This is a genomic window from Streptomyces sp. NPDC001717, from assembly GCF_042892775.1.
Lineage (GTDB): Bacteria > Actinomycetota > Actinomycetes > Streptomycetales > Streptomycetaceae > Streptomyces.
Genome location: NZ_JBIAUK010000016.1, coordinates 1 through 24473, shown reverse-complemented (window position 1 = coordinate 24473; position 24473 = coordinate 1). Strand labels below are relative to the sequence as shown.

General features: G+C 73.3%; 20 protein-coding genes. 5 read left to right on the top strand and 15 right to left on the bottom strand.

Features of this window, described 5'->3' with window-relative positions:
• Window positions 1-316 precede the first annotated feature (316 nt).
• The 6 genes from ACFYZL_RS24225 to rsmI form a co-directional block, all read right to left on the bottom strand.
• Window positions 317-1237 carry a 4-(cytidine 5'-diphospho)-2-C-methyl-D-erythritol kinase gene (locus tag ACFYZL_RS24225; RefSeq protein WP_388681560.1) on the bottom strand — a complete coding sequence of 307 codons (921 nt, stop codon included), beginning with the start codon at window positions 1235-1237 and terminating at the stop codon, window positions 317-319.
• Window positions 1234-2145, bottom strand: coding sequence for a 16S rRNA (adenine(1518)-N(6)/adenine(1519)-N(6))-dimethyltransferase RsmA (gene rsmA / locus ACFYZL_RS24220; RefSeq protein ID WP_384737176.1), 912 nt, complete (start codon window positions 2143-2145; stop codon window positions 1234-1236). Before rsmA ends, ACFYZL_RS24225 begins: the two co-directional genes overlap by 4 nt.
• Complete coding sequence (locus ACFYZL_RS24215) at window positions 2142-3347, bottom strand: ubiquitin-like domain-containing protein (RefSeq protein ID WP_388681703.1); 1206 nt, start codon at window positions 3345-3347, stop codon at window positions 2142-2144. Before ACFYZL_RS24215 ends, rsmA begins: the two co-directional genes overlap by 4 nt.
• A gap of 913 nt (window positions 3348-4260) precedes the next feature.
• Window positions 4261-5136: a TatD family hydrolase gene (locus ACFYZL_RS24210; RefSeq protein ID WP_384595997.1), complete on the bottom strand. Its 876-nt coding sequence runs from the start codon at window positions 5134-5136 to the stop codon at window positions 4261-4263.
• A 10-nt stretch (window positions 5137-5146) separates the two neighbouring features.
• Entirely contained in the window at window positions 5147-5626 is a 480-nt protein-coding gene (locus ACFYZL_RS24205; RefSeq protein WP_384758230.1) for a hypothetical protein, read from the bottom strand.
• A 140-nt stretch (window positions 5627-5766) separates the two neighbouring features.
• Window positions 5767-6684 (bottom strand): 16S rRNA (cytidine(1402)-2'-O)-methyltransferase, encoded by a 918-nt coding sequence (gene rsmI / locus ACFYZL_RS24200; protein WP_384758227.1) that lies wholly within the window; start codon window positions 6682-6684, stop codon window positions 5767-5769.
• 79 nt (window positions 6685-6763) lie between these two features.
• Between rsmI and ACFYZL_RS24195 the strand changes: the two genes are divergently transcribed.
• The 3 genes from ACFYZL_RS24195 to ACFYZL_RS24185 all read left to right on the top strand — a co-directional run bounded on the left by ACFYZL_RS24195 (window position 6764) and on the right by ACFYZL_RS24185 (window position 11216).
• Complete coding sequence (locus ACFYZL_RS24195; RefSeq protein WP_384758223.1) at window positions 6764-8533, top strand: dolichyl-phosphate-mannose--protein mannosyltransferase; 1770 nt, start codon at window positions 6764-6766, stop codon at window positions 8531-8533.
• A gap of 204 nt (window positions 8534-8737) precedes the next feature.
• Window positions 8738-10381: a penicillin-binding transpeptidase domain-containing protein gene (locus ACFYZL_RS24190; protein ID WP_384758221.1), complete on the top strand. Its 1644-nt coding sequence runs from the start codon at window positions 8738-8740 to the stop codon at window positions 10379-10381.
• Between the two features lie 358 nt (window positions 10382-10739).
• Window positions 10740-11216, top strand: a complete 477-nt coding sequence (locus ACFYZL_RS24185; protein ID WP_384756888.1) for a YbaK/EbsC family protein — start codon at window positions 10740-10742, stop codon at window positions 11214-11216.
• Here ACFYZL_RS24185 and ACFYZL_RS24180 read toward each other — a convergent pair.
• From ACFYZL_RS24180 to ACFYZL_RS24165, 4 genes are all read right to left on the bottom strand, one after another.
• Complete coding sequence (locus ACFYZL_RS24180; protein WP_384756885.1) at window positions 11213-12379, bottom strand: serine hydrolase domain-containing protein; 1167 nt, start codon at window positions 12377-12379, stop codon at window positions 11213-11215. The two genes, ACFYZL_RS24185 and ACFYZL_RS24180, sit on opposite strands and share 4 nt — an antisense overlap.
• Window positions 12380-12495: 116 nt before the next feature.
• Window positions 12496-13278 carry an energy-coupling factor ABC transporter ATP-binding protein gene (locus ACFYZL_RS24175; protein ID WP_384756882.1) on the bottom strand — a complete coding sequence of 261 codons (783 nt, stop codon included), beginning with the start codon at window positions 13276-13278 and terminating at the stop codon, window positions 12496-12498.
• Window positions 13266-14027 carry a cobalt ECF transporter T component CbiQ gene (cbiQ, locus tag ACFYZL_RS24170; protein ID WP_384756879.1) on the bottom strand — a complete coding sequence of 254 codons (762 nt, stop codon included), beginning with the start codon at window positions 14025-14027 and terminating at the stop codon, window positions 13266-13268. The genes ACFYZL_RS24175 and cbiQ overlap by 13 nt, the downstream gene beginning before the upstream one ends.
• Before the next feature lie 13 nt (window positions 14028-14040).
• Window positions 14041-15084, bottom strand: coding sequence for an energy-coupling factor ABC transporter permease (locus ACFYZL_RS24165; RefSeq protein WP_384756876.1), 1044 nt, complete (start codon window positions 15082-15084; stop codon window positions 14041-14043).
• Window positions 15085-15251: 167 nt separating this feature from the next.
• Between ACFYZL_RS24165 and ACFYZL_RS24160 the strand changes: the two genes are divergently transcribed.
• Window positions 15252-15650, top strand: coding sequence for an SsgA family sporulation/cell division regulator (locus ACFYZL_RS24160; RefSeq protein ID WP_384595315.1), 399 nt, complete (start codon window positions 15252-15254; stop codon window positions 15648-15650).
• A gap of 69 nt (window positions 15651-15719) precedes the next feature.
• Here the strand turns inward: ACFYZL_RS24160 and ACFYZL_RS24155 are convergent, their stop codons facing one another.
• Entirely contained in the window at window positions 15720-17924 is a 2205-nt protein-coding gene (locus ACFYZL_RS24155) for an MMPL family transporter (RefSeq protein WP_384756873.1), read from the bottom strand.
• A gap of 123 nt (window positions 17925-18047) precedes the next feature.
• Window positions 18048-18638 (bottom strand): TetR/AcrR family transcriptional regulator, encoded by a 591-nt coding sequence (locus ACFYZL_RS24150; protein ID WP_384756870.1) that lies wholly within the window; start codon window positions 18636-18638, stop codon window positions 18048-18050.
• 152 nt (window positions 18639-18790) lie between these two features.
• On the opposite strand from ACFYZL_RS24150, the gene ACFYZL_RS24145 reads away from it, so the two are divergent.
• Window positions 18791-22045 carry a S41 family peptidase gene (locus tag ACFYZL_RS24145; protein WP_384756868.1) on the top strand — a complete coding sequence of 1085 codons (3255 nt, stop codon included), beginning with the start codon at window positions 18791-18793 and terminating at the stop codon, window positions 22043-22045.
• Window positions 22046-22131: 86 nt separating this feature from the next.
• Here ACFYZL_RS24145 and ACFYZL_RS24140 read toward each other — a convergent pair whose 3' ends face one another.
• The 3 genes from ACFYZL_RS24140 to ACFYZL_RS24130 form a co-directional block, all read right to left on the bottom strand.
• Window positions 22132-22317, bottom strand: a complete 186-nt coding sequence (locus ACFYZL_RS24140) for a hypothetical protein (RefSeq protein WP_384759275.1) — start codon at window positions 22315-22317, stop codon at window positions 22132-22134.
• Window positions 22318-22392: 75 nt separating this feature from the next.
• Entirely contained in the window at window positions 22393-23277 is an 885-nt protein-coding gene (locus ACFYZL_RS24135) for an SDR family oxidoreductase (protein WP_384759279.1), read from the bottom strand.
• Window positions 23274-24218 (bottom strand): alpha/beta fold hydrolase, encoded by a 945-nt coding sequence (locus ACFYZL_RS24130; protein ID WP_384759281.1) that lies wholly within the window; start codon window positions 24216-24218, stop codon window positions 23274-23276. The genes ACFYZL_RS24135 and ACFYZL_RS24130 overlap by 4 nt, the downstream gene beginning before the upstream one ends.
• Window positions 24219-24473: the final 255 nt, after the last annotated feature.

The window sequence follows — 24473 nt, the reverse complement described above, 5'->3', positions numbered from 1 at the left end:
CCCGGCTCCGCCGACAGGGTGCGGGTACTCAACTCCGGCCTGAGTACGCCCCGGGCTCCGCCCGGACCCGCGCCTTGCCGGCGCCTGCGGCGCCGCTGCGGGGGCTCCGCCCCCGAACCCCCGCTCCTCGAACGCCGGAGGGGCTGGATTTGGCTGAGGCAGTCCGCCAGGCGCGCTGGATTGCCCGGAGGGCAATTTCAGCCTCGCCGGCGTTTGAGGCGCCGCCGGAGGCAAACCCAGCCCCGCCGGCGTTTGAGGCGCGGGGGTCCGGGGCGGAGCCCAGGGTGCCGCGCGGCGGCCCTGGGCCCTGCCGGGGCTACGGCAGGACCACGGCTCCGGGGGCAGGGGCCGAGGCTACGCGGGTGGTGCGGCAGGTGCCGGAGGCCTCCAGGGCCGCGGCCACCTTCAGCGCGGACTCCGGGTCACGGACCAGGAAGGCCGTGGTCGGGCCGGAGCCGGAGACGAGCGCGGCCAGGGCGCCGGCGTCGACGCCCGCGCCCAGTGTCGCGGCGAGCGACGGCCGCAGCGAGAGCGCCGCCGGCTGGAGGTCGTTGGACAGGGCGCCCGCCAACGCGTCCGGGTCGCCGGAGGCGAGGGCCGCGAGGAGTGCCGGCGAGGCCACGGGCTCCGGGATCTCCCGGCCCTCGGCGAGGCGGTCGAACTCCCGGAACACCGCCGGCGTGGACAGCCCGCCGTCGGCCACCGCGAACACCCAGTGGAAGGTGCCCGCCTCCACGGGGGTCAGCAGCTCCCCGCGCCCCGTGCCGAGCGCGGCCCCGCCGACCAGGCTGAAGGGGACGTCGCTGCCGAGCTCCGCGCAGATGTCCAGCAGTTCGGCCCGCGGGGTGTTCAGCCCCCACAGCGCGTCGCAGGCCACCAGGGCCGCCGCGCCGTCGGCGCTGCCTCCCGCCATGCCCCCGGCCACCGGGATGTTCTTCGCGATGTGGAGGTGCACCGAGGGGGAGATGCCGTGCCGTGCCGCGAGGATCTCGGCGGCCCGCGCGGCCAGGTTCGTACGGTCCAGCGGAACCTGGTCGGCGTCCGGGCCGGTGCAGCCGACGGTGAGGGAGTCCGCCGGTGCCGCCGTGACCTCGTCGAAGAGGGAGACGGCGAGGAAGACGTTGGCGAGGTCGTGGAAGCCGTCGGGGCGCGCCGCACCCACCGCCAGCTGGACGTTGACCTTCGCGGGGACCCGTACGGTCACGCCCGCGCCCGTGCTCACAGCGCTCGTGTTCACAGCGCCGGCCTTTCCGCCTGCGGCTTGTGCTCGGCGATGGCGGCGAACTGCTCCACCGTCAGCGACTCCCCGCGCGCCTGCGGGGAGATCCCGGCGGCGACCAGCGCCTCCTCGGCGCCCGCTGCCGAACCGGCCCAGCCGGCGAGCGCGGCGCGCAGCGTCTTGCGGCGCTGTGCGAAGGCGGCGTCCACGACCGCGAACACCTCCGCCTTCGAGGCGGTCGTCTTGATCGGCTCGGTGCGGCGGACGAGGGAGACGAGGCCCGAGTCGACGTTGGGGGCGGGCCAGAAGACCTTGCGGCCGATGGCCCCGGCCCGCTTGACGTGCGCGTACCAGTTGGCCTTGACGGAGGGGACTCCGTACACCTTGTTGCCGGGTTCGGCGGCGAGCCGGTCGGCGACCTCCGACTGGACCATGACGAGGGTCCGCTCGATGCTGGGGAAGCGGTCGAGCATGGTCAGCAGCACCGGCACGGCCACGTTGTAGGGCAGGTTCGCGACGAGCGCGGTCGGCGCCGGCCCGGGCAGCTCCGTGACGAGCATCGCGTCGGAGTGGACCAGCGCGAAGCGGTCCTTGCGGTCGGGCATCCGCGCCTCGATGGTGGCGGGCAGCGCCGCCGCGAGGATGTCGTCGATCTCGACGGCGGTGACCCGGTCCGCGGCCTCCAGCAGAGCGAGCGTCAGCGAGCCCAGCCCCGGCCCGACCTCGACGACCACGTCGTCGGGCCGCACCTCGGCGGTGCGCACGATCCGGCGCACCGTGTTGGCGTCGATGACGAAGTTCTGCCCCTTCTGCTTCGTCGGCTTCACGCCGAGTACGGCGGCCAGCTCCCGGATGTCGGCCGGGCCGAGGAGGGCGTCGGAAGGGGCGGGGGGGTTCTCGTTGGGCTGCTGCTCTGCGGTGCTCACCGGGCAAGCCTAAGGCCGCAGTGCGGCCACGGGCTCGCCCCCCGCTGCACGTAGAGCTTCTTCGCCCGGAACGTCTGCTCGGCGGCGGGCGCGTCCTGCGGGCGGCCGCTGCCGCCGAGGGCCTGCCAGGTGCGTACGTCGAACTGGTAGAGGCCGCCGTAGGTGCCCGAGGCATCGGTGGCGGAGGGGCGGCCGCCGGATTCGCACTGGGCGAGGGCGGCCCAGTCCAGGCCGTCGGCGCCGGAGACGGAGGTGGGCAGTGGCTTCGTGCCGACCCTGACGAGCTGGGTGACGGGCTCGCGGACGATCTCCTCGGCGATGCGGCGGGGTTTCTGTCGGACCCCGTTGACGGTGCGCAGGCCGTAGGTCACCCGGCGGGCGCCGGGCCGGCCGGAGCGTGCGACGACCTCGGTGCCGGTGAAGAGGTCGGGGTCCTCGGTCCTCTCGACGGCGTAGGGGATGCGTTCCTCGCGGACCTCGCGGGTGCCGGTGATGCGCAGGACGGTGACGGTCTGGCCGTCGCGCGGGAAGGAGTCCGGGGGGACGGAGGTGGTGTCCTGGCCGTGGAGGGTGATGCCGGCCTGGTCGAGGCCCTCTTGGACGGTGGCCGCGTTGGTGCGGATGGTGCGTTCGCTGCCGTCGGCGAGGAAGGTGACGCTGCGTTCGGTGCGGACGCTGAGGGCGAGGCCCGTGCGGGGGACGGGGGCCTCGCGGGGGGAGGAGAGGTAGGCGCCCTCGGCGCGGATGCCGAGCTGGCGCAGGGCGCCCTCGACGGTGCGGGCGGTCGTCCACAGCCGGCGGGGCTGTCCGTCGAGGGTCAGGCGCAGGGGGCGGCCGTAGCGGACGATGACTTCTTCGCCGTCGTCGAGGGGTTCGCCGGGGGCGGGGGCGACGAGGTCGTGGGGGCCGATGCCGAGGCCTTCGGAGGCGAGGAGTTCGTCGACGTCGTCGGCGAAGGTGTGGAGGTTCCTGGGGACGCCGTCCACGGTGAGCCGGACCGTCTTGTCGGCGGCGACGAAGGCGGTGGTGCCGCCGGCGAGGAAGGCGACGACGAGTGCCTGCGGCACGATCCGCCGCCAGGTCCCTCCCGGGGTGGGCGGGGGTCCGGCCGCCCGCCGCCGGCCGGTGCCGGGCCCTGCGGGGGCCGGCAGGGTGGCGGCCTCCCCGCCGCGGCGGCGTCCGGTTCCCGTGGGGGTCGGCAGGCCGGTGGGCTCTGCGCTTCGGCGGCGGCCCGTTCCCCCGGGGGCCGGCGAGGTGGCGGGCTCCGCGCCCCGGCGGCGTCCGGTACCGGGCCCGGCGGGGGCGGGGGGCCCGGCGTGGCGCCTTCCGGCTCCCGGCGGGGCCTCCCCGCCGGGTGGGGAGGCCGGCGGGCTCGGTGCCTCGACACCTCGTCGTCGCCCGGGCCCCGGCGGGGCGGGGGCCGTGGCCGTCGCGCCGCCCGCCGGGGCCCGGCGTCGGCCGAAGGTGGGTGCGGCGGCGCCGCCCTGCTGGGTGGGGGCGGCGGGCCGGTCGGGGTTCTGTCCCCGGGCCCGGCGCCGCGAGCCGCGCCCGCCGCCGCCCCGCGGGGCCGGAACCTCCGGAACGGCCGCAATTGCGGACCCGGGCTCCGCCCCGAAGCCGCCCCCGGGGGCGGGTCCGAAGGCCGGCTCCGGTGCCGACCCGAGGCCGACCCCGGGTGCCGGGCCGAAGCCGGACTCGGGTGCCGGGCCGAAGCCGGACTCGGGTGCCGGGCCGAAGCCGGACTCGGGTGCCGACCCGATGCCGACCCCGGGTGCCGTCCCGAAGCCGGACTCGGGTGCCGACCCGAAGCCGGAGACCGGTGCGGACCCCGAGGCGGGATCGGAGGCGGACCCGGGTGCCGGGCCGAAGCCCGGCCCGGCACCCGGCCCGGCGGCGGGCCCCGGTGCGGGCACGGAGGCGTTCGCGGCGGTCGGCCCGGCCCCCGGTCCCGGTCGGCCGCGGCGGTGACTGCCCTGCGTATCGCTCACGACGCTCGCTCCCCTGGTGGTCGGCACCCGCTGGTTCGGGGCACGGCACCTTAGCGGAGGATTCGTCACACTCCAAAGTTGTACGACTACTCAGGGTGGCGGAACGGGCGGATGGCGTCCGGTGGTGTCAGTAGTCGAACGCGCGCGCCGTGTTCGCCGCCAGGGCCGTGGCCATCGCGTCCTCGTCGATGCCGCGCACGGCGGCCATGGCGCGCACCGTCAGCGGAATGAGGTACGGCGCGTTGGGCCGGCCGCGGTAGGGCGCCGGGGTCAGGTACGGGGCGTCGGTCTCCACGAGGACGAGTTCCAGCGGGGCCACCGCCAGCGCCTCGCGCAGCGGGGCCGCGTTCTTGAAGGTGACGGTCCCGGCGAAGGACATGTAGTACCCGGCGGCGGCGCACTCGCGGGCCATCTCCGCGTCCCCGGAGTAGCAGTGGAAGACGGTCCGCTCGGGGGCGCCCTCCTCGCGCAGTACGCGCAGTACGTCCGCGTGGGCCTCGCGGTCGTGGATGACGAGGGCCTTGCCCTGCCGCTTGGCGATTTCGATGTGGGCCCGGAAGGAACGCTCCTGCGCGGCCATCCCCTCCGGCCCGGTGCGGAAGTAGTCCAGTCCGGTCTCGCCGACCGCCTTGACGTGGTCGAGGGCGGCCAGCGCCTCGATCTCCGCGAGCGCCTCGTCGAGCGCCGCGTCGCCGCCGCCCGCCCGCGCGCCCTGGCGGGACCAGCCGTCGGGGTCCCCGTGGACGATGCGGGGGGCCTCGTTGGGGTGGAGGGCCACGGCCGCGTGGACGTTCTCGTACGCCGCCGCGGTCTCGGCGGCCCACCGGGAGCCCTTCACGTCGCAGCCGACCTGGACGACGGTGGTCACCCCGACCGAGGCGGCCTTCGCGAGGCCCTCCTCGACGGTGCCGGACTGCATGTCCAGGTGGGTGTGCGAATCCGCGACCGCCACCCGGAGGGGTTCGGGCAGCGGCGGCGGTGCGTCTTTCGAGGAGGGGCTCATGTGGCCGATCCTATGACCGGCGGAAGATCCCCCTCAGCCGGGAGAGCAGGCCCCGGCGCCGCTCCGACTCGTCCACCGGGACGGGACCCGGGGCGTCGTGCGCGCGCGGCTTGGGGGTCCGGGGGACGTTCGCCCCGGCCGGTACCGGCCCGGCGATCCCCGGGGCGATGCGGTGGTGGTAGAGCCTGTCGATCGTGCCGAGCACCGAGGAGACCTGACCGGCCCGCATGATGCGCACGACGTGGCCGTCGCAGTTCATGCAGGTCGGGTTGGACAGCGGGGAGGGAACCCGCTCGCCGCCGACCATGTACATGATGAACGGCTCGCCCCTGCCGTCCACGTGGTGTTCTATCGCGTACGCCTGCTCCCAGGCGTATCCGCACTTCATGCAGGCGAAGGAGTACGCCTCGTGCACGGTCTGCACGGGAGCGGATACGGGGCCCGGTACCGCGGCGGCCACGGGTACCGGGGTGTCAGCGATCTCACTCATGCCAGCTCCTCTTGTTCCACTGGTGCCATTGCCAGTGGACGCCTCTTCGGGCGGGAGCGCATCAGGCCCTGTCTACTGTTGGACGGTATTTGGGCGACTCATGTCCCAAAGCGCCCGGTGCGCGGTCTGAGCTTTGCTTTTCAGGTTAGCCCTTTACCGACCTGGGGCATCTTTTGAGCCACATTCTTTGCCGCCACGACCGCGTCGAACACTTCGCGCTTGGGTACTCCGGCCTCCACCGCGACCGCCGCGATGGCCTCCTTGCGGCGCTCCCCCGCCTCCTCGCGCACCCGTACCCGGCGCACCAGTTCCTCGGCGTCCACGTCCCCGGGACCGGCCGCCGGGGCCCCCTCGACCACGACGGTGATCTCGCCGCGCACGCCCTCGGCCGCCCAGGCCGCCAGCTCGCCGAGGCCGCCGCGCTTGACCTCCTCGTACGTCTTCGTCAGTTCGCGGCACACGGCGGCCCGCCGGTCCGCGCCGAAGACCTCGGCCATCGCGGCCAGGGTGTCGTCGAGCCGGTGCGGGGCCTCGAAGTAGACGAGCGTGCGCCGCTCGCCCTCGACCTCGCGCAGCCGGCCGAGGCGCTCGCCCGCCTTGCGCGGCAGGAACCCCTCGAAGCAGAAGCGGTCCACGGGCAGCCCCGACAGGGCGAGCGCGGTGAGCACGGCGGAGGGCCCTGGGACGGCGGTGACCTTGATGTCCTTCTCCACGGCGGCGGCCACGAGCCGGTAGCCGGGGTCGGAGACGGAGGGCATGCCGGCGTCGGTGACCAGCAGGACGCGCTTGCCGTCCTCCAGCGCCTCGACGAGCTCGGGGGTGCGCGCGGACTCGTTGCCCTCGAAGTACGAGACGACGCGCCCGGTGGTGTGCACGCCGAGCCCCTGGGTCAGCCGGCGCAGCCGCCTGGTGTCCTCGGCGGCGACCACGTCGGCCCGCTCCAGCTCGGCCGCGAGCCGCGGCGGGGCGTCCGCGAGATCGCCGATCGGCGTCCCGGCGAGGACGAGCACGCCTGTCGAGGAGGAGGGTTCGCTGCGGAGGGGCTGGTCAGTCGTCACCGGCCCATCCTCTCAGTCCCGTGGCCCGTCGCCCCCCGGGTACTGGGGCACACACAGATCTCTTCCCTACGATGTGCCGGTGACCAGTACCGCGACGCCGCCGCCCAGCCCCGCGGGGGCCCCTCCCGCCCTGCCGTCGGGGCGGGCCGAAGAGCAGCCCACCTGGCTTCGCCGCCTGCGCGGATTCGGTTACGCGCCATCCGCCGGCGCGTCCGCGCGCACGGACCTGCGCACCCGCCTGGTGCCCCCGTACGCGCAGCCGTCCCCACAGCTGTGGATGACCTTCGGTCTGCGGCCCGAGGTGTGGGGGACGTGGAACCGGATCCTGGCGTGGGCGGGACCGGTGCTGGTGGCGCTGGTCGCGGGCGTGCTGCGGTTCGTGCACCTGGGCAGCCCGAAGGCGGTGATATTCGACGAGACGTACTACGCCAAGGACGCCTGGGCCACGATCAAGCAGGGCTACGAGGCGAGCTGGCCCAAGGACATCGACAAGCTGATCCTCGACAATCCGCACGCGGTCGCCCTCCCGACGGACGCCGGGTACGTCGTGCACCCGCCCGTCGGCAAGTGGGTCATCGGGCTCGGCGAGTGGATGTTCGGCTTCGATCCCTTCGGCTGGCGGTTCATGACCGCCCTGCTCGGCACCCTGTCGGTGCTGATGCTGTGCCGGATCGGGCGCCGGCTGCTGCGTTCCACCTTCCTGGGCTGCCTGGCGGGCGCGCTGCTCGCGGTGGACGGGCTGCACCTGGTGATGAGCCGCACCGCGCTCCTCGACCTGGTGCTGATGTTCTTCGTGCTGGCCGCGTTCGGGGCGCTGCTGATCGACCGGGACCGGACCCGGGCCCGGCTCGCGGACGCCCTCCCGGTGGACGAGGAGGGCCGTACCCGGCCCGATGTGAAGATCGCCGAGACGCTGCGGCTGGGATGGCGGCCGTACCGGATCCTGGCGGGCGTCTGCCTGGGTCTGGCCGCCGGCACGAAGTGGAACGGCTTCATCGCGCTGGCGTTCTTCGGCGTCCTGACGGTGCTGTGGGACGCGGCCGCGCGCCGTACCGCGGGCGCGGGGGCCCCGTACGCGTCGATGCTGCGCCGCGACGCGCTGCCCGCCTTCGTGTCGACCGTCCCGGTCGCGGTCGTGACGTACCTGGCCTCCTGGTCGGGGTGGATCTTCAGCCCCGACGACGGCAAGGGCGGCTACCTGCGCGACTGGGCTGCCAAGTACGACCAGAAGAGCTCGTTGTCGTTCCTGCCGGAGTGGGTGCGCAGCCTGTGGCACTACGAGACCGAGGTCTACAAGTTCCACGTCGGCCTGACCTCGGGCCACACCTACGAGTCGAACCCGTGGAGCTGGCTGGTCCTGGGCCGGCCCGTCTCCTACTTCTACGAGTCCCCGGCGCCCGGCACGGACGGCTGCCCGGCCACGGAGACGGGCAAGTGCGCCCGCGAGGTGCTGGCGCTGGGCACCCCGCTGCTGTGGTGGGCGGGCTGCTTCGCGCTGCTGTACGTGCTGTGGCGGTGGTTCTTCCGCCGCGACTGGCGGGCGGGCGCCATCGCGTGCGCGCTGGGTGCGGGCCTGCTGCCCTGGTTCAACTACCAGGAGCGGACGATCTTCTACTTCTACGCGGTGGTCTTCGTCCCGTACCTGTGCCTGGCGGTGGCGATGATGATCGGGGCCTTGCTGGGCCCGGCCGGTTCGAGCGAGCGCCGGCGGGCGCTGGGCGCGATCGGGGCGGGCGTGCTGGTGCTGCTGATCGCGTGGAACTTCATCTACTTCTGGCCCATCTACACCGGCCAGACGCTCCCCATGGACTCGTGGCGGGGCCGGATGTGGCTGGACACGTGGGTCTGACCGCGTAGCCCGCCCGTCCGGCGTCCAGGAGGGCCCTCCCCGCTTCGTCGGGGTGGGCCCTCCTGCCATTTCCCCCACTCTTTCGGCCATCGCGGGTTCCGGTCCGGTAACGAGAGCGAACTCGGGTGACGACGCGGAGTAAGGTCCGCACCAAGGGTTCTTTGAACACGTTCAGGGAACCGTCACTCGGGGGAGGACCGGAAAATGAACGGGGCGGCAAAGGGCGCCATCGTCGGCGGGGTGTTCCTCGCACTCGTCGGCGGCGCCGGGTACGGGGTGTACACGCTGGTCGGGGACGGCGGCGGGGGCGGGAAGAGCGGCGAGAAGGACGGTACGACCTCCGTCCAGGCCGGCAAGGGCAGCGGGCCGATCACGGAGAAGGAGACGGTGGAGACCGCCAAGGCCTTCCTCGCCGCATGGGCCGCGGGGGACTCGGCCGCGGCGGCCGCGCTGACGAACAACGCGCAGGACGCACAGCCCGCCGTGGGCGACTTCACGGCCAAGGCACACGTGTCCAAGGCCGTGATCACCCCCGGCGCGTACGACGGCACCGGCGTGCCCTTCAAGGTCGAGGCGGAGATCACGTACGAGGGGACGACCAAGCCCCTCGCCTACGACTCCCGGCTCACGGTGGTGCGCGGGCTGACCACCGGGAAGGCGCTGGTCGACTGGAAGGAGGCGATCATCCACCCGCAGCTCCAGCGGGGCGAGAAGCTGCGCGCGGGCTCCCCCGCGACCCCGCCGGTCAAGGCGCTCGACCGCAACGGCAAGGAGCTGACCGCCGAGCAGTACCCCTCGCTGCGGGCCGTCCTGGACGACCTGCGCAAGGCGTACGGGGAGAAGGCGGGCGGCACGAAGGGCGCGGAGGTGTGGATCGAGCCGGCCGGCCCCAACGAGCCCAAGCGGACCCTGATGACGCTGGCCGAGGGGAAGCCGGGGGAGATCCGGACCGTCCTGGACGCCGACGTGCAGGCGGCGGCGGAGAAGGCGGTGGGGAAGTACCCCGAGGCCTCGGTGGTCGCGATCCAGCCGAGCACGGGCGAGATCCTGGCCGTGGCCAACCACCGCAAGGACGGCTTCAACGCGGCGATGCGGGGGGCGCGGGCGCCCGGCTCGACGATGAAGATCGTGACGGGGGCCATGCTGATCGAGAAGGGCCTGGTGTCGGCGGACAAGCCGGCGGCCTGCCCGGCCACGGCCACGTGGGAGGGGCGGACCTTCCACAACCTGAACAACTTCAAGTCCGAGGGGGAGACCTTCGCGTCGAGCTTCGCCAGGTCCTGCAACACGGCCTTCATCAGCCTGATCGACAACGTGGGCGACAACGGCGCACTGCCTCGGGAGGCCAAGGACGTCTTCGGCATCGGGCTCGACTGGAAGACCGGGGTCGCCTCGGTGGACGGGTCGGTCCCGGAGGCGTCGGGGTCGGGCGCGGCCGCCGCGTACATCGGCCAGGGCACGATCACGATGAACCCGCTGAACGTCGCCTCGATCACGGCGACCGCCCGGACGGGGGTGTTCCGCCAGCCGGTGATCGTGAAGCCCTCACTGGACGGACGCACCCTCGCGACCGCCGCACGGGCCCTGAAGCCGGGGGTGTCGGCGCAGTTGGTGAAGATGATGAGGCTGACGGCGACGAGCGGGACCGCGCGCGAGGCGATGGCCTCGGTCGGCGGCTCGGACAAGGGCGCGAAGACCGGATCCGCGGAGGTCGACGGCGCGGGCAGCCCGGACAGCTGGTTCACCGGCTTCAGCGGCGACGTGGCCGCGGCGGCGATGGTCGAGGCGGGCGGCCACGGCGGCGAGGCGGCGGGGCCGCTGGTGGCGGAGGTCCTCAACGCCGGGTAGCCCTCCCGGGCGGGGTCGGGCCGGGCGGGCGGCCGGGCCCCCCGGTCCTCCGCCCCGGGCCCCCCGGTCCTCAATCGCCGGACGGGCTGCTTTGCCTCCGGCGGCGCCTCAAACGCCGGCGAGGCTGGATACGACCCTGCCGCCCGCCGGGCATTCCAGCCCCGCCGGCGTTTGAGGCGCAGGGTCTGGGGCGGAGCCCCAGGGAACGGTGGAAGGGCGGGTAGGGGACCAGCCCCGCAAGGACCCGGCCGCACCCGGCTCCCGGGCTGGTTCCGGTCCGGGGCCGCCGGGTCGGGGCCGGCCCCGTGGGGGTGAAACGCGCTCGACCCGGGCGGAGTCGCGGCGCTAGCGTCCACCCATGACGACCACCCCCACGCACCCCCTGTTCGCCGAGGCCCTGCACGGGCTGGGCCTCGACCTCACCGTCCGCAGCTTCCCCGAAGGGACCCGTACGGCCGCCGACGCCGCCGCCGCGATCGGCTGCGAGCTCAGCCAGATCGTGAAGTCGCTGATCTTCGCCGCCGACGGCGTCCCCGTACTGGTCCTCATGGACGGCGCCTCCCGGGTCGACGTCGAGGCCGTACGCCGCGAGCTCGGCGCCGCCAAGGTCACCCGGGCGGACGCGGCCGTGGTCAGGGAGACCACCGGCTACGCCATCGGCGGGGTCCCGCCCTTCGGGCACCGCACCCGCACCCGGGTGCTGGCGGACCGGTCCCTGCTGGCCCACACCGAGGTCTGGGCGGCGGCAGGCACCCCGAACAGCGTGTTCCCGATGGCCCCCGAGGAGCTCGTCGCGCACGCGGGCGCCACGCTCACCGACGTACGCGAACGCTAGAGCGCCGACTTGAGGGCGCGTACCAGCGCCTGCGCCCGCGGGTCGGCCGTGACCGACTTGGCGTGGGCGTTGGTGACGTAGCCGAAGCCGATGCCCGACTCCGGGTCCGCGAAGGCCAGGGAGCCGCCGCGGCCCGGATGGCCGAAGGAGGCCGGGGAGAGCAGCGGGGAGGCCGGGCCGTGCAGCATGTAGCCGGGGCCGAAGCGGGTGTTCACGATCAGCACCCGGTCGGGGCCCGACGACAGCTCCCGGCCGGCCAGCGCGGTGGTCTCCGGGGTGAAGACGCGGGCGCCGTCCTCGACCACGCCGATGGTGGCGCCGTAGAAGCGCGCGAGGGCGCGGGCGGTGCCGATGCCGGCCGAGCCGGGGAGTTCGGCGGCCTGGTAGGCGGGGTCGTTCTCGTCCGGCTGGGGGTCGATGGCGGCGAACGCGCGCCGGGTGAGCGAGGCCGGGTCGGCGTAGGCCTCGGAAACGTTGCGCCGCGGACGGGTCTTCAGCAGGCCCGCGGACTCCGGCGGGTCGACGGGCGCGACCCGCCCCACCCGGTGGGACTCCGTCTCCGGCAGGCCTATCCAGAAGTCCAGCCCCAGCGGCTCGGCGATCTCCTCCGCCAGGAACGAGCCGACGGTGCGGCCGGTGGCCCGGAGCACCAGCTCCGACACCAGCCAGCTGAAGGTCTGCGCGTGGTATCCGTGCTCGGTTCCGGGCTCCCAGAAGGGCCGCTGCGCGGCGACCGCGCGGGCCCCGCTGACGCCGTCCGCCGCCTCGGCGACGGTCAGCCCCCGGTCCAGCGCCGGAACGCCGGCCCGGTGGGCGAGCAGGTCGCGGACGAGCGTCTTCTCCTTGCCGCCCGTCTTGAACTCCGGCCAGTACGAGCCCACCGGCGCGTCCAGGTCCAGCAGCCCGCGCTGGTGCAGCAGCAGGGGCACGGCGGCGGCGACGCCCTTCGTGGCGGAGCGGACTATCTGCGCGGTGTCCTCTCCCCAGGGCTCGGAGCCTTCGCCGCCGTCGGCGTCCTTGGTGCCGCCCCACAGGTCGACGACCTTGCGGCCGTCCCGGTAGACGGCCACCGCCGCGCCTCGGTCTCCGAGCACCTCGAAGTTGCGTACGAAAGCCTCTCGGACGGGCTCGAAGCCCTCCGCCACCGACCCGTGGACGTCCACGTCTACTCCCAGCACCTGCCGCGGCGCCCCGACGGCGCCTACGCCACCATGCAACGCCTGCCGGTCGGCCCTGCTTCCCGGGCCCCCCGGAACGACGCGCCGGGGGCCGGCGCCGATCAGTGCGCGGGGCGCGTCAGAAGGGGCGTGCGCGGGTCGAAGCCGAACGGCAGCTCCAGCCGGTGCGCCCGCATCAGCTCCTCGTCGCACAGCAGTTCCTGGGTGCGGCCGTCGGCGGCGATGACCCCCTCGCTGAGGACCACCGAACGGGGGCACAGCTCCAGTGCGTACGGCAGGTCGTGGGTCACCATCAGCACGGTCACGTCGAGCGAGCGCAGGATGTCCGCGAGCTCGCGGCGCGAGGCCGGGTCGAGGTTGGACGAGGGCTCGTCGAGGACGAGGATCTCCGGCCGCATCGCGAGGACCGTGGCGACGGCCACCCGGCGGCGCTGGCCGAAGGACAGGTGGTGCGGCGGCCGGTCGGCGAAGTCCGCCATGCCGACCTGCTCCAGCGCCCCGCGCACCCGTTCCTCCAGCTCGGCGCCGCGCAGGCCCGCGGCCGCGGGGCCGAAGGCCACGTCCTCGCGCACGGTCGGCATGAACAGCTGGTCGTCGGGGTCCTGGAAGACGATCCCGACCCGGCGGCGGATCTCGGCGAAGTTCCGCTTCTCCACCGGCAGCCCGGCCACGGCCACCGAGCCGACGCCGCCGCTCAGGATGCCGTTGAGGTGCAGCACGAGGGTGGTCTTGCCGGCGCCGTTGGGGCCGAGCAGGGCGACCCGCTCGCCGCGCCCGACGCTCAGGTCCACCCCGAAGAGGGCCTGGTGGCCGTCGGGGTAGGCGTAGGCGAGGCCGGTCACCTCGAGGGACGGGGCGGAAGGAGCAGGGGTCACAGGGACCATCCCATCAGACAGACGGCGAGGGCCGTCACCGGGAGCGCGGCCGCGTACGCCCACTGGGCGCGGGTGGCCACGACTTCGTCGATCACCGGCATCGAGCCGGCGTAGCCGCGGCTGACCATCGCGAGGTGGACCCGCTCGCCGCGCTCGTAGGAGCGGATGAACAGCGCGCCGGCCGTCTTGGCGAGCACCCCCCAGTGGCGGATGCCGCTGGCCTCGAAGCCGCGGGAACGGCGGGCGATGGACATCCGGCGCAGCTCGTCGCCGATGACGTCCCCGTACCGGATCATGAAGGAGGCGATCTGTACGAGCAGCGGGGGCAGCTTCAGCCGTTGCAGGCCGAGCAGCAGGGCCCGCAGTTCCGTCGTCGAGGCGAGCAGGACGGAGGCGGCGACGCCGAGGGTGCCCTTGGCCAGGACGTTCCAGGCGCCCCAGAGGCCCGAGACGCTCAGCGACATGCCGAGGACCTCCACGCGTTCGCCCTGCGCGACGAACGGCATGAGCACGGCGAAGGCGACGAAGGGGATCTCGATCAGCAGCCTGCGCAGCAGGAAGCCGGCCGGGATGCGGGCGGCTGCCGCGGCCGCCGCGATGAGGAGTGCGTACGCCCCGAAGGCCCACACCGCCTCGCGCGGCGTGGAGACGACGACCACGACGAAGGCGAAGGTAGCCGCCAGCTTGCAGTGCGGGGGCAGGTCGTGGACCGGGGTGTGGGCGTGCCGGTAGAGCTTGTGGGCGTGTCCCGCGCCCATCAGACGGCGGCCATCAGACGGCGGCCGAGGTGACGGCCGAGGGCTCGGTCGTGCGGCGGCGCCGTACGACCCAGAAGATCCCGGTGCCCACGGCCACGGTCGCGCCGACGCCGAGGGCGCCCGCGAGGCCGCCGGAGAGGCGGGCGTCGGCGACGTCCTTGACGGAGTAGTCGGCGAGCGGGGAGTCCTTGGCGGCGTGCTCCTGGACCTTGGCGTCGATGCCCTGGTCGGCGGCGACCTTCTCCAGGCCGTCGGGGCTGGCGGAGGCGTAGAAGGAGACGAAGCCGGCCAGCACGAGGGCAGTGACCAGGCCGGTGACCCACACCTTCGTGGTGGAGCGGGCGGCGACGGGCGCTGCGGCCGCGGGAGCCGCGACCAGTTCCCCGCCGACGCGCAGCTTCAGCGGGGTGCTCAGCCCGCGCGCCCCGTGCACGAGGTCGGGGCGTACGGCGATCACGGCGCCCACGGTCGCCGCGGTGATGAGGGCCTCGCCGATGCCGATGAGCACGTGGACGCCGACCATCGCGGTGAACACCTTGCCGATGGGCACGTCGGTGGTCCCGCCGAGGGCGTAGATCGCGGTGAAGGCGGCGGCCGCGCCGGGCACGGAGAGCAGGGCTCCGGCGAAGGCGGCGACGGTCACCGAGCGGCGGCCGGCCGGCAGCACCTTGAGCAGCCCGCGGAAGACCGCGTAGGCGACGAGGACGGTGACGACGCCCATGACGGTGATGTTGACGCCGAGCGCGGTCAGCCCGCCGTCGGCGAAGAGGATGCCCTGCATGAGGAGGACCACCGACACGCACAGCACGCCGGTGTAGGGGCCGACGAGTATCGCGGCGAGCGCCCCTCCGAGGAGGTGGCCGCTGGTGCCCGCGGCGACGGGGAAGTTGAGCATCTGCACGGCGAAGATGAAGGCGGCGACGAGGCCGGCGAGCGGCGCGGTGCGCTCGTCGAGCTCGCGGCGGGCGCCGCGGAGGCTGACGGCGACCGCGGCGGCTGCTGTCACTCCGGCGGCCACCGAGACGGGTGCGTTGATGAATCCGTCGGGCACGTGCATGGAGGGGCTCCGCTTCTCACAACAGTTTTCAGCCGTCCAAGAATAGTGCCCAGTTGCAAACCGTTGGCAAGAGCGTCTCAGACACAAATGGAACCGTGCGGTTTCGCCGGAATGTGCGAGGCTGGAGGACAAACGGACGCAGATGTGCCGAAAAGAGGAGTCTTGTCGTGTCAGCCACCGCCGAGAATCCCACAGCGACCGCCACCTCCGTCGAGGAGCGCGTGATCGCGCGCGTGATCAGCGACGACCCCCTCTACCGGAAGATCCCGGTGGCCCTGCGCTTCGCCGAGTCCGAACCGCTGGCCGTACGGATCGTCTTCCCCGCCGAGCTGTCCCCCGAGGGCACGGAGAACGAGTGGGTGTTCCCCCGCGCCCTGCTCGAAGCCGGCCTCCAGGCGCCGACCGGGACCGGGGACGTACGCGTCTGGCCCTGCGGCCGCGTCCAGGCGGTCGTCGAGTTCCACTCCCCCGAGGGGGTGGCGGTGGTGCAGTTCGACATCGCGGCCCTGCGCCGCTTCCTGCGCCGTACGAACGCCCCGGCCCCCGCCGGTCGCCGGCTCGCCTGAACGGGACCGGCCCCGCACCCCCGGTGATCAGGGAGTGCGGGGCCGATCGGCCTGCGGGAGTGGCAGCCGTTACGCGTTGATCAGCTCGCGGCTCTTGCCGGTGCCCTCCGGGCCGTCGGAGGACTCCTTGGCCAGGTGCTTGCGCAGGCTCTCGCCCTCGACGTCGACGTTCGGCAGCAGCCGGTCGAGCCACTTGGGCAGCCACCAGGCCTTGTGGCCGAGCAGGGCGAGCACCGCCGGGACGATGGCCATGCGGACCACGAAGGCGTCGAAGAAGACGGCGACGGCCAGGCCGAAGCCGATCATCTTGACCATCTGCTCACTGGCTCCGATGAAGCCGGCGAACACCGCGATCATGATGACGGCGGCGGCCACGACCACCCGGGCGCTGTACTGGAAGCCGGTCACCACGGCCTGGCCCGGGCGCTCGCCGTGGACGTACGCCTCCCGCATGCGGGTGACGAGGAAGACCTCGTAGTCCATGGCCAGACCGAAGACCACGCCCACCATGAAGATCGGCATCATCGACATGATCGGACCGGTCTGCTCCACGCCGAAGAGCGAGCCGAGCCAGCCCCACTGGAAGACCGCGACGACCGCGCCGAGGGCGGCGACGACGGAGAGCAGGAAGCCGAGGGCCGCCTTGAGCGGGACCAGGACCGAGCGGAACACCAGCATCAGGAGCAGGAAGGCGAGGCCGACGACGAGCGCGAGGTAGGGCAGCAGCGCGTCGTTCATCTTCTGCGAGAAGTCGATGTTCATCGCGGTGGCGCCGGTGACGAAGACGTCGTCCCCGTTGCCGTCGCGGATCTCGTGGACCAGGTTCTCGGTCTGCGTGGAGGACGGACGGTCCTTCGGGATGACGGTGATGACCGCGGCGTCGCCGGCCTTGTTCGGGTTCGGCGGGGTGACCATGGCCACGCCGTCCAGGCCCTTGATCCGCTCGACCGTCTTGTCGGCGAGCGCCTTGTCGCCGTCGACGACCACCAGCAGGGGGCCGTTGAAGCCCGGGCCGAAGCCGTCGGACAGCAGGTCGTACGCCTGACGCTGGGTGGTGGAGACGGGCTGGGCGCCGTCGTCGGGCAGACCCATCTCCAGCTTGCTCGCGGGGATCGCGATGACGCCGAGGCCGATCACACCGGCCAGCAGCACCATGACCGGGCGGCGCAGGACGAAGCGGGCCCAGCGGGTGCCGCCGTTGGGCTTCTCCTTCGTACCGGCGGGCTTGCCCTTGCCGAACAGCTTGCTCTTCCGGCCGGCAGGCAGGACCTTCTTGCCCGCGAAGCCCAGGATGGCCGGGACCAGGGTGAGCGCCACCAGGACGGCGATGACGACGGTGCCGGCGGCCGCGACGCCCATCTTGGTGAGCATCGGGAGGTTGACGACGGCCAGGCCCACCAGGGCGATGACCACGGTCAGACCGGCGAAGACGACGGCGGAGCCGGCCGTTCCGACCGCCCGGCCCGCGGCCTCGTCGCGCTCGCGGCCCTCGGCGAGCTCCGCGCGGTAGCGGGAGACGATGAAGAGGGCGTAGTCGATGCCGACCGCGAGGCCGATCATCATCGCGAGGGTGGAGGTGGTCGAGCCGAGGTCCAGCACGTTGGCGAGCGCGGTGATGGAGGAGACGCCGATGCCCACGCCGATCAGCGCGGTCAGCAGCGGCAGCCCGGCCGCGACCAGCGAGCCGAAGGTGATGACGAGGACGATCCCGGCGATCAGGATGCCGACGACCTCGCCGGAGCCGGTCTCGGGGGCCGCCATCAGGGCGTCGCCGCCGATCTGGACGTTCAGGCCCGCGGCCTTGGCGTCCTTGCCGGACTCCTTGAGCGCGTCGCGGGTGGTGTCCTTCAGCTCCATGCCGCTGACGTCGTACTTGGTGCTGATGTAGGCGACGGTCTCGTCCTGGCTGACCGCGTGGGTCTCGTACGGGTCGGCGACGGAGGAGACCTGCTCACCGCCCGGTCCGGACTTCAGCCCGGCGACGATCTTCTGCACCTCGGCCTTGGGTCCGGGGTCGGTGATCTTGGCGCCTGCGGGGGCCTTGACGACGATACGGGCGGTCGCGCCGTCGGCGGACATGCCCGGGAAGCGCTCGTCCAGCAGGTCGAAGGCCTTCTGGGCCTCCGAGCCGGGGATCGAGAACGAACCGGAGGTGGGCGCTGCCGCCGTGGCGGCGCCGAATCCTGCGGCGAAGAGCAGCGCCACCCATATGAGGGCGACGATGCCCCGGCGCCTGAAGGCGCCGCGGCCGAGCCGGTAGAGGAAGGTAGCCACGAGGGTGGTTCTCCCGTTCAGGTCGTGGGATGGAAGGCAGGAGGTGCCGGCCCGACGACGAGAGCGGCGTGTCAGGAGCAGCGGAAAGCGACGGGCTGTGGGGACTGTGCGAAACGAGGAGGATCAGACGCCGAGGGCGGGGAACACCACGGCGTCGATGAAGTCACCGAGGAAGGTCCGGTCCACCGGACGGTCCTCGATCAAGGGGAGCGCGATGAACGCCCCGATGAGCATGTGGGGTACGAAGTCGAGGGCACGGCAGTCCGGGCTGATCTCGCCCCGGTCCACCGCGCGCCGCAGCATCGACTGGAGACCGTTGATCTCCGGGTCGACGAGCAGCTCGCGCAGTGCCTTGTGGAGTTCCGGGCTCTCGTGGATGGCGTGGGTCAGACCCCGCATCAGTGCGGTGTCCTTGGCCATCTGCGCGTCGTCGGAGTGCTCCACCATGCGCGCGAAGTCACCGCGCAGGCTGCCCGTGTCGATCTCCCGCAGCGAGACGGGCTGCGTACATCGCAGGGCCTTGGCGACCAGCTCCGGCTTGCTCCCCCACTGGCGGTAGAGGGTGGCCTTGCTGGACTTCGTACGGGCGGCGATCGCGTCCATGGTCAACGCCTCGTAGCCGACGTCACGCAGGAGGTCGAGGACCGCCTCGTGCAGTTCGGCCTGCCGTTCGGGGGTGATCCGACTGCGCCGCGACACGCTCGCCTCGGCCATTTCCGCACCTCCACCCGAACGAAACCACTTCGTACTCATAAGACCATACCCCCTCACCCCAACGAAACGAAACCGTTCCGTTTCGCTAGCGGGAGTGGTCTGGATCACCTGTACGAGTTGCCAGGCCCCCCTGGCGCGGAAAGCATTGGGGGGTGAGTCACGACGTCGCGTACCTCCGCTTCCCGCATCTGCACGACGACCTGCTGTGCTTCGCCACCGAGGACGATCTTTGGGTCGCGCCCTTGGTTCCCCCTGGAGATCCGGTGGGCCGGGCCTGGCGCCTGACCGTCGACCGGACCAGGGTCAGCCACCCCCGCTTCTCCCCCGACGGCAGCCACATCGCCTACACCAACTGGCGCAGCCTCGACCCCGAGATCCACCTCGCCCCCGTGGACGGCGGGCCCGTCCGCCGGCTCAGCTACTGGGGCGCCACCGACACCCGCGTCTGCGGCTGGGACCCGGACGGCAACGTCCTCGCGGTCACCTCGCAGGGCCAGCCCTTCTCCTACTACTCCTGGGCCTACAAGGTGCCGACGGACGGCAGCCCCGGCGGGCGCCTGCCCTGGGGCCCGGTCTCCGACATCCAGGTCGCCGACATCGACGGGGAGCACCGCACCCTGCTGCTCACCGGCAAGCCGCCGCACGAACCCGCCGCGTGGAAGCGCTACCGGGGCGGCGCCACCGGCCGGCTGTGGCTGCACGGCAAACGGCTGCTGGAGGACATCGAGGGCCACCTCGACGCCCCGATGTTCGTCGACGGCCGCATCGCCTTCCTCTCCGACCACGAGGGCGTCGGCAACCTGTACTCCTGCCGGCCCGACGGCACCGATCTGCGCCGCCACACCGACCACGAGGAGTTCTACGCCCGGCACGCCTCCAGCGACGGCCGCCGGGTCGTCTACCAGTGCGCCGGTGAGATCTGGCTCGTCGACTCCCTCGCCCCCGACTCCGTGCCCCGCAAGCTCGACGTCCGGCTCGGCGGCCCGCGCGCCGGCCGGAGGACCTACCAGGTCCCGGCCGCCAGCCACGTCGACTCCCTCTCCGTCGACACCACCGGGCGGGCCAGTGCCGTCGTCGTGCGCGGCAGCCTGTACTGGCTGACGCACCGCGACGGGCCGGCGCGGACCATCGCCGACACCCCGGGCGTACGGGTCCGGCTGCCCGAGATGCTCGGCTCCGGCGGCCAGGTCGCCTACGTGACGGACGCCGAGGGCGAGGACGCGATCGAGATCGCCTACCTCCCCCGCGCCTCCGGCGACCGGGAGCCGCGCCGGCTGGCCTCCGGCGCGCTGGGCCGCGTACTGGAGTTGCTGTCCGACCCGGACGGGGAACGGCTCGCGATCGCCTCCAACGACGGGCGGCTGCTGCTCCTCGACGCCACCGAGGAGTCCGACGGGGAGGTCACCGAGCTCATCACGTCCATCAACGGGCCCGTCACCGACCTGGCGTTCTCCCCCGACGGGGCCTGGCTGACCTGGTCGCACCCGGGCATCGGGCGCTCGCTGCGGCAGATCAAGATGGCCCGGATCTCCGGCCCCGGGCCGCGCGTCATCGTCGACGTCACCAACGGACGCTTCGAGGACGAGAATCCGGTCTTCACCCGCGACGGCCGCTACCTGGCCTTCCTGTCCTGGCGCGGCTTCGACCCGGTCTACGACGTGCACACCGGCGACCTCTCCTTCCCGCTGGGCTGCCGCCCCTACCTGGTGCCGCTGTCCTCGGCCACCCCCTCCCCGTTCGCGCTCTCCGCCGAGGGCAGGCCCGCCGCGGGCGGACTCGACCCGGCCGAGGGCGACACGGGCGACGGCACCGTGACCGTCGAGGTGGAGGGGCTGGAAAGCCGGGTCACGCCCTTCCCCGTGACCGCGTCCAAGTACTCGGCCCTGTACCCGGTGAGCGGCGGCGGGCTGGTCTGGCTGCGCTGGCCCATCTCGGGCGCGCTCGGCGAGACCTTCGCCAACCCGAACGACATCAGCGGCAAGCCGACGCTGGAGTACTTCGACCTCACCAAGGCCCGCAAGACGGAACTGGCCTCCGGGCTGGACTGGTTCGCGGTCAGCGGCGACGGCACCCGGCTCGTCATCAACGACGACGGCGACCTGCGCGCGGCCCCCGCCACCGAGTCCGGCGACAGCGATTCGACGGTCTACCTCGACCTGCGGCGCATCCTGCACGAGGTGGACCCGGCGGCCGAGTGGCGCCAGGCCTTCGAGGAGGCGGGCCGGCTCATCCAGGCGTACTTCTGGGAGCCGAAGATGTGCGGCATCGACTGGGACGGCGTACTGCGCCAGTACCGCCCCCTCGTCGAACGGGTCGCCTCCCCCGACGAGTTCGCGGACCTGCTGCGCGAGGTCCTCGGCGAACTCGGCACCTCGCACGCCTACGTCTCCCCCGCCCGACGCAACGAAGGACCGCCCCACTACCAGCGGGCCATCGGGCTGCTCGGCGCCAACCTCGTGCACCGGGAGGAGGGCTGGGTGGTCAAGCGGATCCTGCCCGGCGAGTCCTCCGACTCCAAGGCCCGCTCCCCGCTGGCCGGCACCGGCATCCGCGACGGCGCGGTGCTCACCCACGTCGACGGCCGGCCCGTGGACCCGGTGACCGGGCCCTACCCGCTGCTGTCGGCGGCCGGCGGCACCACCGTCGAGCTGACCTTCACCCCCGGCGACGGAGAGGGCCCGGCCCGCCGGGTGGCGATCGTGCCGCTGATCGACGAACGGCCGCTGCGCTACCAGGACTGGGTGGCCAAGCGGCGCGCCGTCGTCCGCGAGCTCAGCGGCGGCCGGTGCGGCTACCTGCACATCCCCGACATGGGCGGCTCGGGCTGGGCGCAGTTCAACCGCGACCTGCGCATGGAGATGTCCAGGCCCGCGCTGATCGTGGACGTGCGCGGCAACGCGGGCGGGCACATCAGCGAGCTGGTGGTCGAGAAGCTGACCCGCTCGATCCTCGGCTGGGACCTCACGCGCAACGCTCAGCCGGTGTCGTACGCCTCCAACGCGCCCCGCGGTCCGATCGTGGCGCTCGCCGACGAGGCGACCTCCTCGGACGGCGACATGATCACCGCGGCCTTCAAACTGCTGGGCCTGGGCCCAGTGGTCGGCCAGCGCACCTGGGGCGGGGTGGTCGGCATGACGGGCCGGCACACCCTCGGCGACGGCACGGTGATCACGGTGCCGATGAACGCCGCCTGGTTCCCGGAGTACGGCTGGTCGGTGGAGAACCACGGCGTGGAACCGGACCTGGAGATCCTGCGCACCCCGCTCGACTGGGCGGAGGGCCGGCACGCCCAGCTCGACGACGCCGTGCACCTGGCACTGGAACTGCTGGAACAGGACCCGGCCGCGGTCCCGCCCGGCTACACGGACGTCCCGGACCGCCGCCGCCCGAAGCTGCCGCCGCGCTAGGGCCTGTCGGCCGCCCGAGCAAGCGCCGAGGGGCGCGATCCCCGCGACCGCGGGAATCGCGCCCCTCGGCGCCGTACGGGTATCGGTCAGGCGTCGAAGTCGTCGTCGAACCGCGCGCGGGCCTTGTCGTCCGCCCCCCGCGCCTTCCTCCTCGCCTGCTCGGCGGCCTGCGAAGAGCGTTCGGCGCTCTCGTCCGTGGCTCCGGCGGCCTCCGACTTCGCCTTCTGCGCGAGCCGTTCGGCCTTGTCCTGGAACTGGTCCTTGATACCCATGCTTTTCACTCCGTGCGGGGTGTAGGTGGTCGGGCCCGACCAGACTTGCACGGCCGGACGAACCCCGCATTTCGATCAGCGGTCGACGGTGCGTTCCTTCTCGTCCGCCGCTCCACCGGCCCCCACAAGGCCCTTGGAAACACCGGCCAGTCGCGGTTCGAACCGCTTCATCTCGCGCTGTCCGACCGTCGCGATGATCCCCGGGAGGTAGCCGCGCATCCCCTGCATCCCGCGCAGCCACCACTGCGCGTACACGTGCGCCGAGCGCCGCTCGATGCCCGCCACGATCCGGTCGACGGCCGGGCCCAGCGGGTAGGTCCGGTTGGACGGCCACGGCAGCCGTTGACGCAGCTCGCGCATCACCTCGTCCTGGTCGGCGCCGCGCACCATGTCGGTGTCGGTCCAGGAGAGGTAGCCGACGCCGACCTTGACGCCCTTGTAGCCGACCTCGGCGCGCAGGCAGTGCGCGAAGGCCTCGACACCCGACTTGGAGGCGCAGTACGCGGTCATCATCGGGGCCGGGGTGATCGCGGCGAGCGAGGCGATCTGCAGGAAGTAGCCGCGGCTCTCCATCAGTACGGGCAGGAAGGCGCGGGCGGTCACCGCTCCGCCGATGAGGTTGACCTCGATCACGCGGCGCCAGGCGTCGGGGTCCGAGTCGGCGAACGGCCCGCCGGCCGCGACGCCCGCGTTGGCGACGACGATGTCGACCTTGCCGAAGCGCTGCTTGACCTCCTGGGCGACGCGGGCCATGGCCTCGTGGTCGGTGACGTCGGCGTACCAGTGGTCGCTGTCGGTGTGCAGCCGTTCGGAGACCTCCTTGAGGGCCTCGGGCTCCAGGCCGACGAGCGCGATCTTCGCGCCGCGCGCCGACAGCTTGCGGGCGAGCAGTTCGCCGACTCCGCGGGCGGCGCCGGTGACGACGGCGACCTGGCCTTCCAGATTGCTGCGGGAGCTCATGTCGTCTTCTCCTCGACGTCGGTGTTCACGTTCCCGTTCACGTTCGTGTCCGTCCCCACGAGCTCGCGTATGGCGCGCGTGACGGCTTCCGGCGCCTCGATCGGCGTCATGTGCCCCATCCCGGTCAGCTCGGTCAGCCCGACGCAGTTCGGCAGCGCGGAGGCCAGGCGGCGGGCGTGCGTGACCGGGGTGAGCCGGTCGGCGGTGCCGCCGATCACCGCGGTGGGCACGGTCAGCGCGGCCAGGTTCGCGTCGAGGTCGAGCCCGGCCAGCACCTCGGACCACGCGTGCCGCACCTTGGTCGGGCAGGCGTGCACGATCCGGGCGCAGGCCTCGACCCTGTCCGGGGCGGAGCCGGGGCCCATCGTGGCGTACTTGAGGACCTTGCGGGCGACGGGCGTGACCGGCCCGAGCGGGGCCCGGGAGCCGAGCACCGCGCCGGTGATCCGGGTCCGGGCGGCCCCGGCGCGCAGCGGCAGCACCCGCGCCTCCTCGACCAGCCGGGAGCTGCCGGTGCTGCACAGCAGCGCGGCGGCGACGTGCTCGGCGAACTCCGGCCGCCCGGCGGCGGCCATGATCGTCATGCCGCCCATGGAGTGCCCTGCGACGACGGCCCGCTCCCCGGGGTCCAGGGCCGCCCCGAGCACCGCGACGAGGTCGTCGGCGAGGGCGGTCGTGCTGTGTGCGACCGCTGCCGGACTGCGCCCGTGCCCCCGCTGGTCATAGGCGATGACCCGGTGGTCCTTGGCCAGTTCCCGCACCTGGGCGGCCCAGAAGGCGGTGGAACAGGTCCAACCGTGCGCCAGCACCACGGCCGGGGCCCCTTCCTCCCCGTGCACCTCGACGTGCAGCCGGGCCCCGTCGGCGGACACCGCCACGATCTCCCGCCGCGCGACGGGCGGCGCGTAGACGCCGGAGGCGACATGCATCAACCTGCTCACGCGGCCCCCTCGACTTCACCGTCACGGGTGCCCGATCCGACCCCACCGGAGGCCGATCCAGCCTCGCCGGAGGCAGCTCCAGCCTCGCCGGCGTTTGAGCCGCCGCCGGAGGCAGCTCCAGCCTCGCCGGCGTTTGAGGCGCGGGGGTCCGGGGGCAGCGCCCCCGGCAACGGCGCCGCACCGGCCCCCCCGGCCCCCCCCCCCCCCCGCCCCCGCCCGGGCGCGGCCGCCCGCCCGCCCCCCCCCCCCGGCGCC

Excerpts from the sequence above, each read along its gene's own strand:
- cbiQ (WP_384756879.1), bottom strand. The coding sequence starts at position 14,027 with ATGGGCGCGGGACACGCCCACAAGCTCTACCGGCACGCCCACACCCCG.
- ACFYZL_RS24135 (WP_384759279.1), bottom strand. The coding sequence starts at position 23,277 with ATGAGCTCCCGCAGCAATCTGGAAGGCCAGGTCGCCGTCGTCACCGGC.
- ACFYZL_RS24150 (WP_384756870.1), bottom strand. The coding sequence starts at position 18,638 with ATGGCCGAGGCGAGCGTGTCGCGGCGCAGTCGGATCACCCCCGAACGG.
- ACFYZL_RS24175 (WP_384756882.1), bottom strand. The coding sequence starts at position 13,278 with ATGGTCCCTGTGACCCCTGCTCCTTCCGCCCCGTCCCTCGAGGTGACC.
- ACFYZL_RS24205 (WP_384758230.1), bottom strand. The coding sequence starts at position 5,626 with ATGAGTGAGATCGCTGACACCCCGGTACCCGTGGCCGCCGCGGTACCG.
- ACFYZL_RS24165 (WP_384756876.1), bottom strand. The coding sequence starts at position 15,084 with ATGCACGTGCCCGACGGATTCATCAACGCACCCGTCTCGGTGGCCGCC.
- ACFYZL_RS24140 (WP_384759275.1), bottom strand. The coding sequence starts at position 22,317 with ATGGGTATCAAGGACCAGTTCCAGGACAAGGCCGAACGGCTCGCGCAG.
- ACFYZL_RS24185 (WP_384756888.1), top strand. The coding sequence starts at position 10,740 with ATGACGACCACCCCCACGCACCCCCTGTTCGCCGAGGCCCTGCACGGG.
- ACFYZL_RS24190 (WP_384758221.1), top strand. The coding sequence starts at position 8,738 with ATGAACGGGGCGGCAAAGGGCGCCATCGTCGGCGGGGTGTTCCTCGCA.
- ACFYZL_RS24210 (WP_384595997.1), bottom strand. The coding sequence starts at position 5,136 with ATGAGCCCCTCCTCGAAAGACGCACCGCCGCCGCTGCCCGAACCCCTC.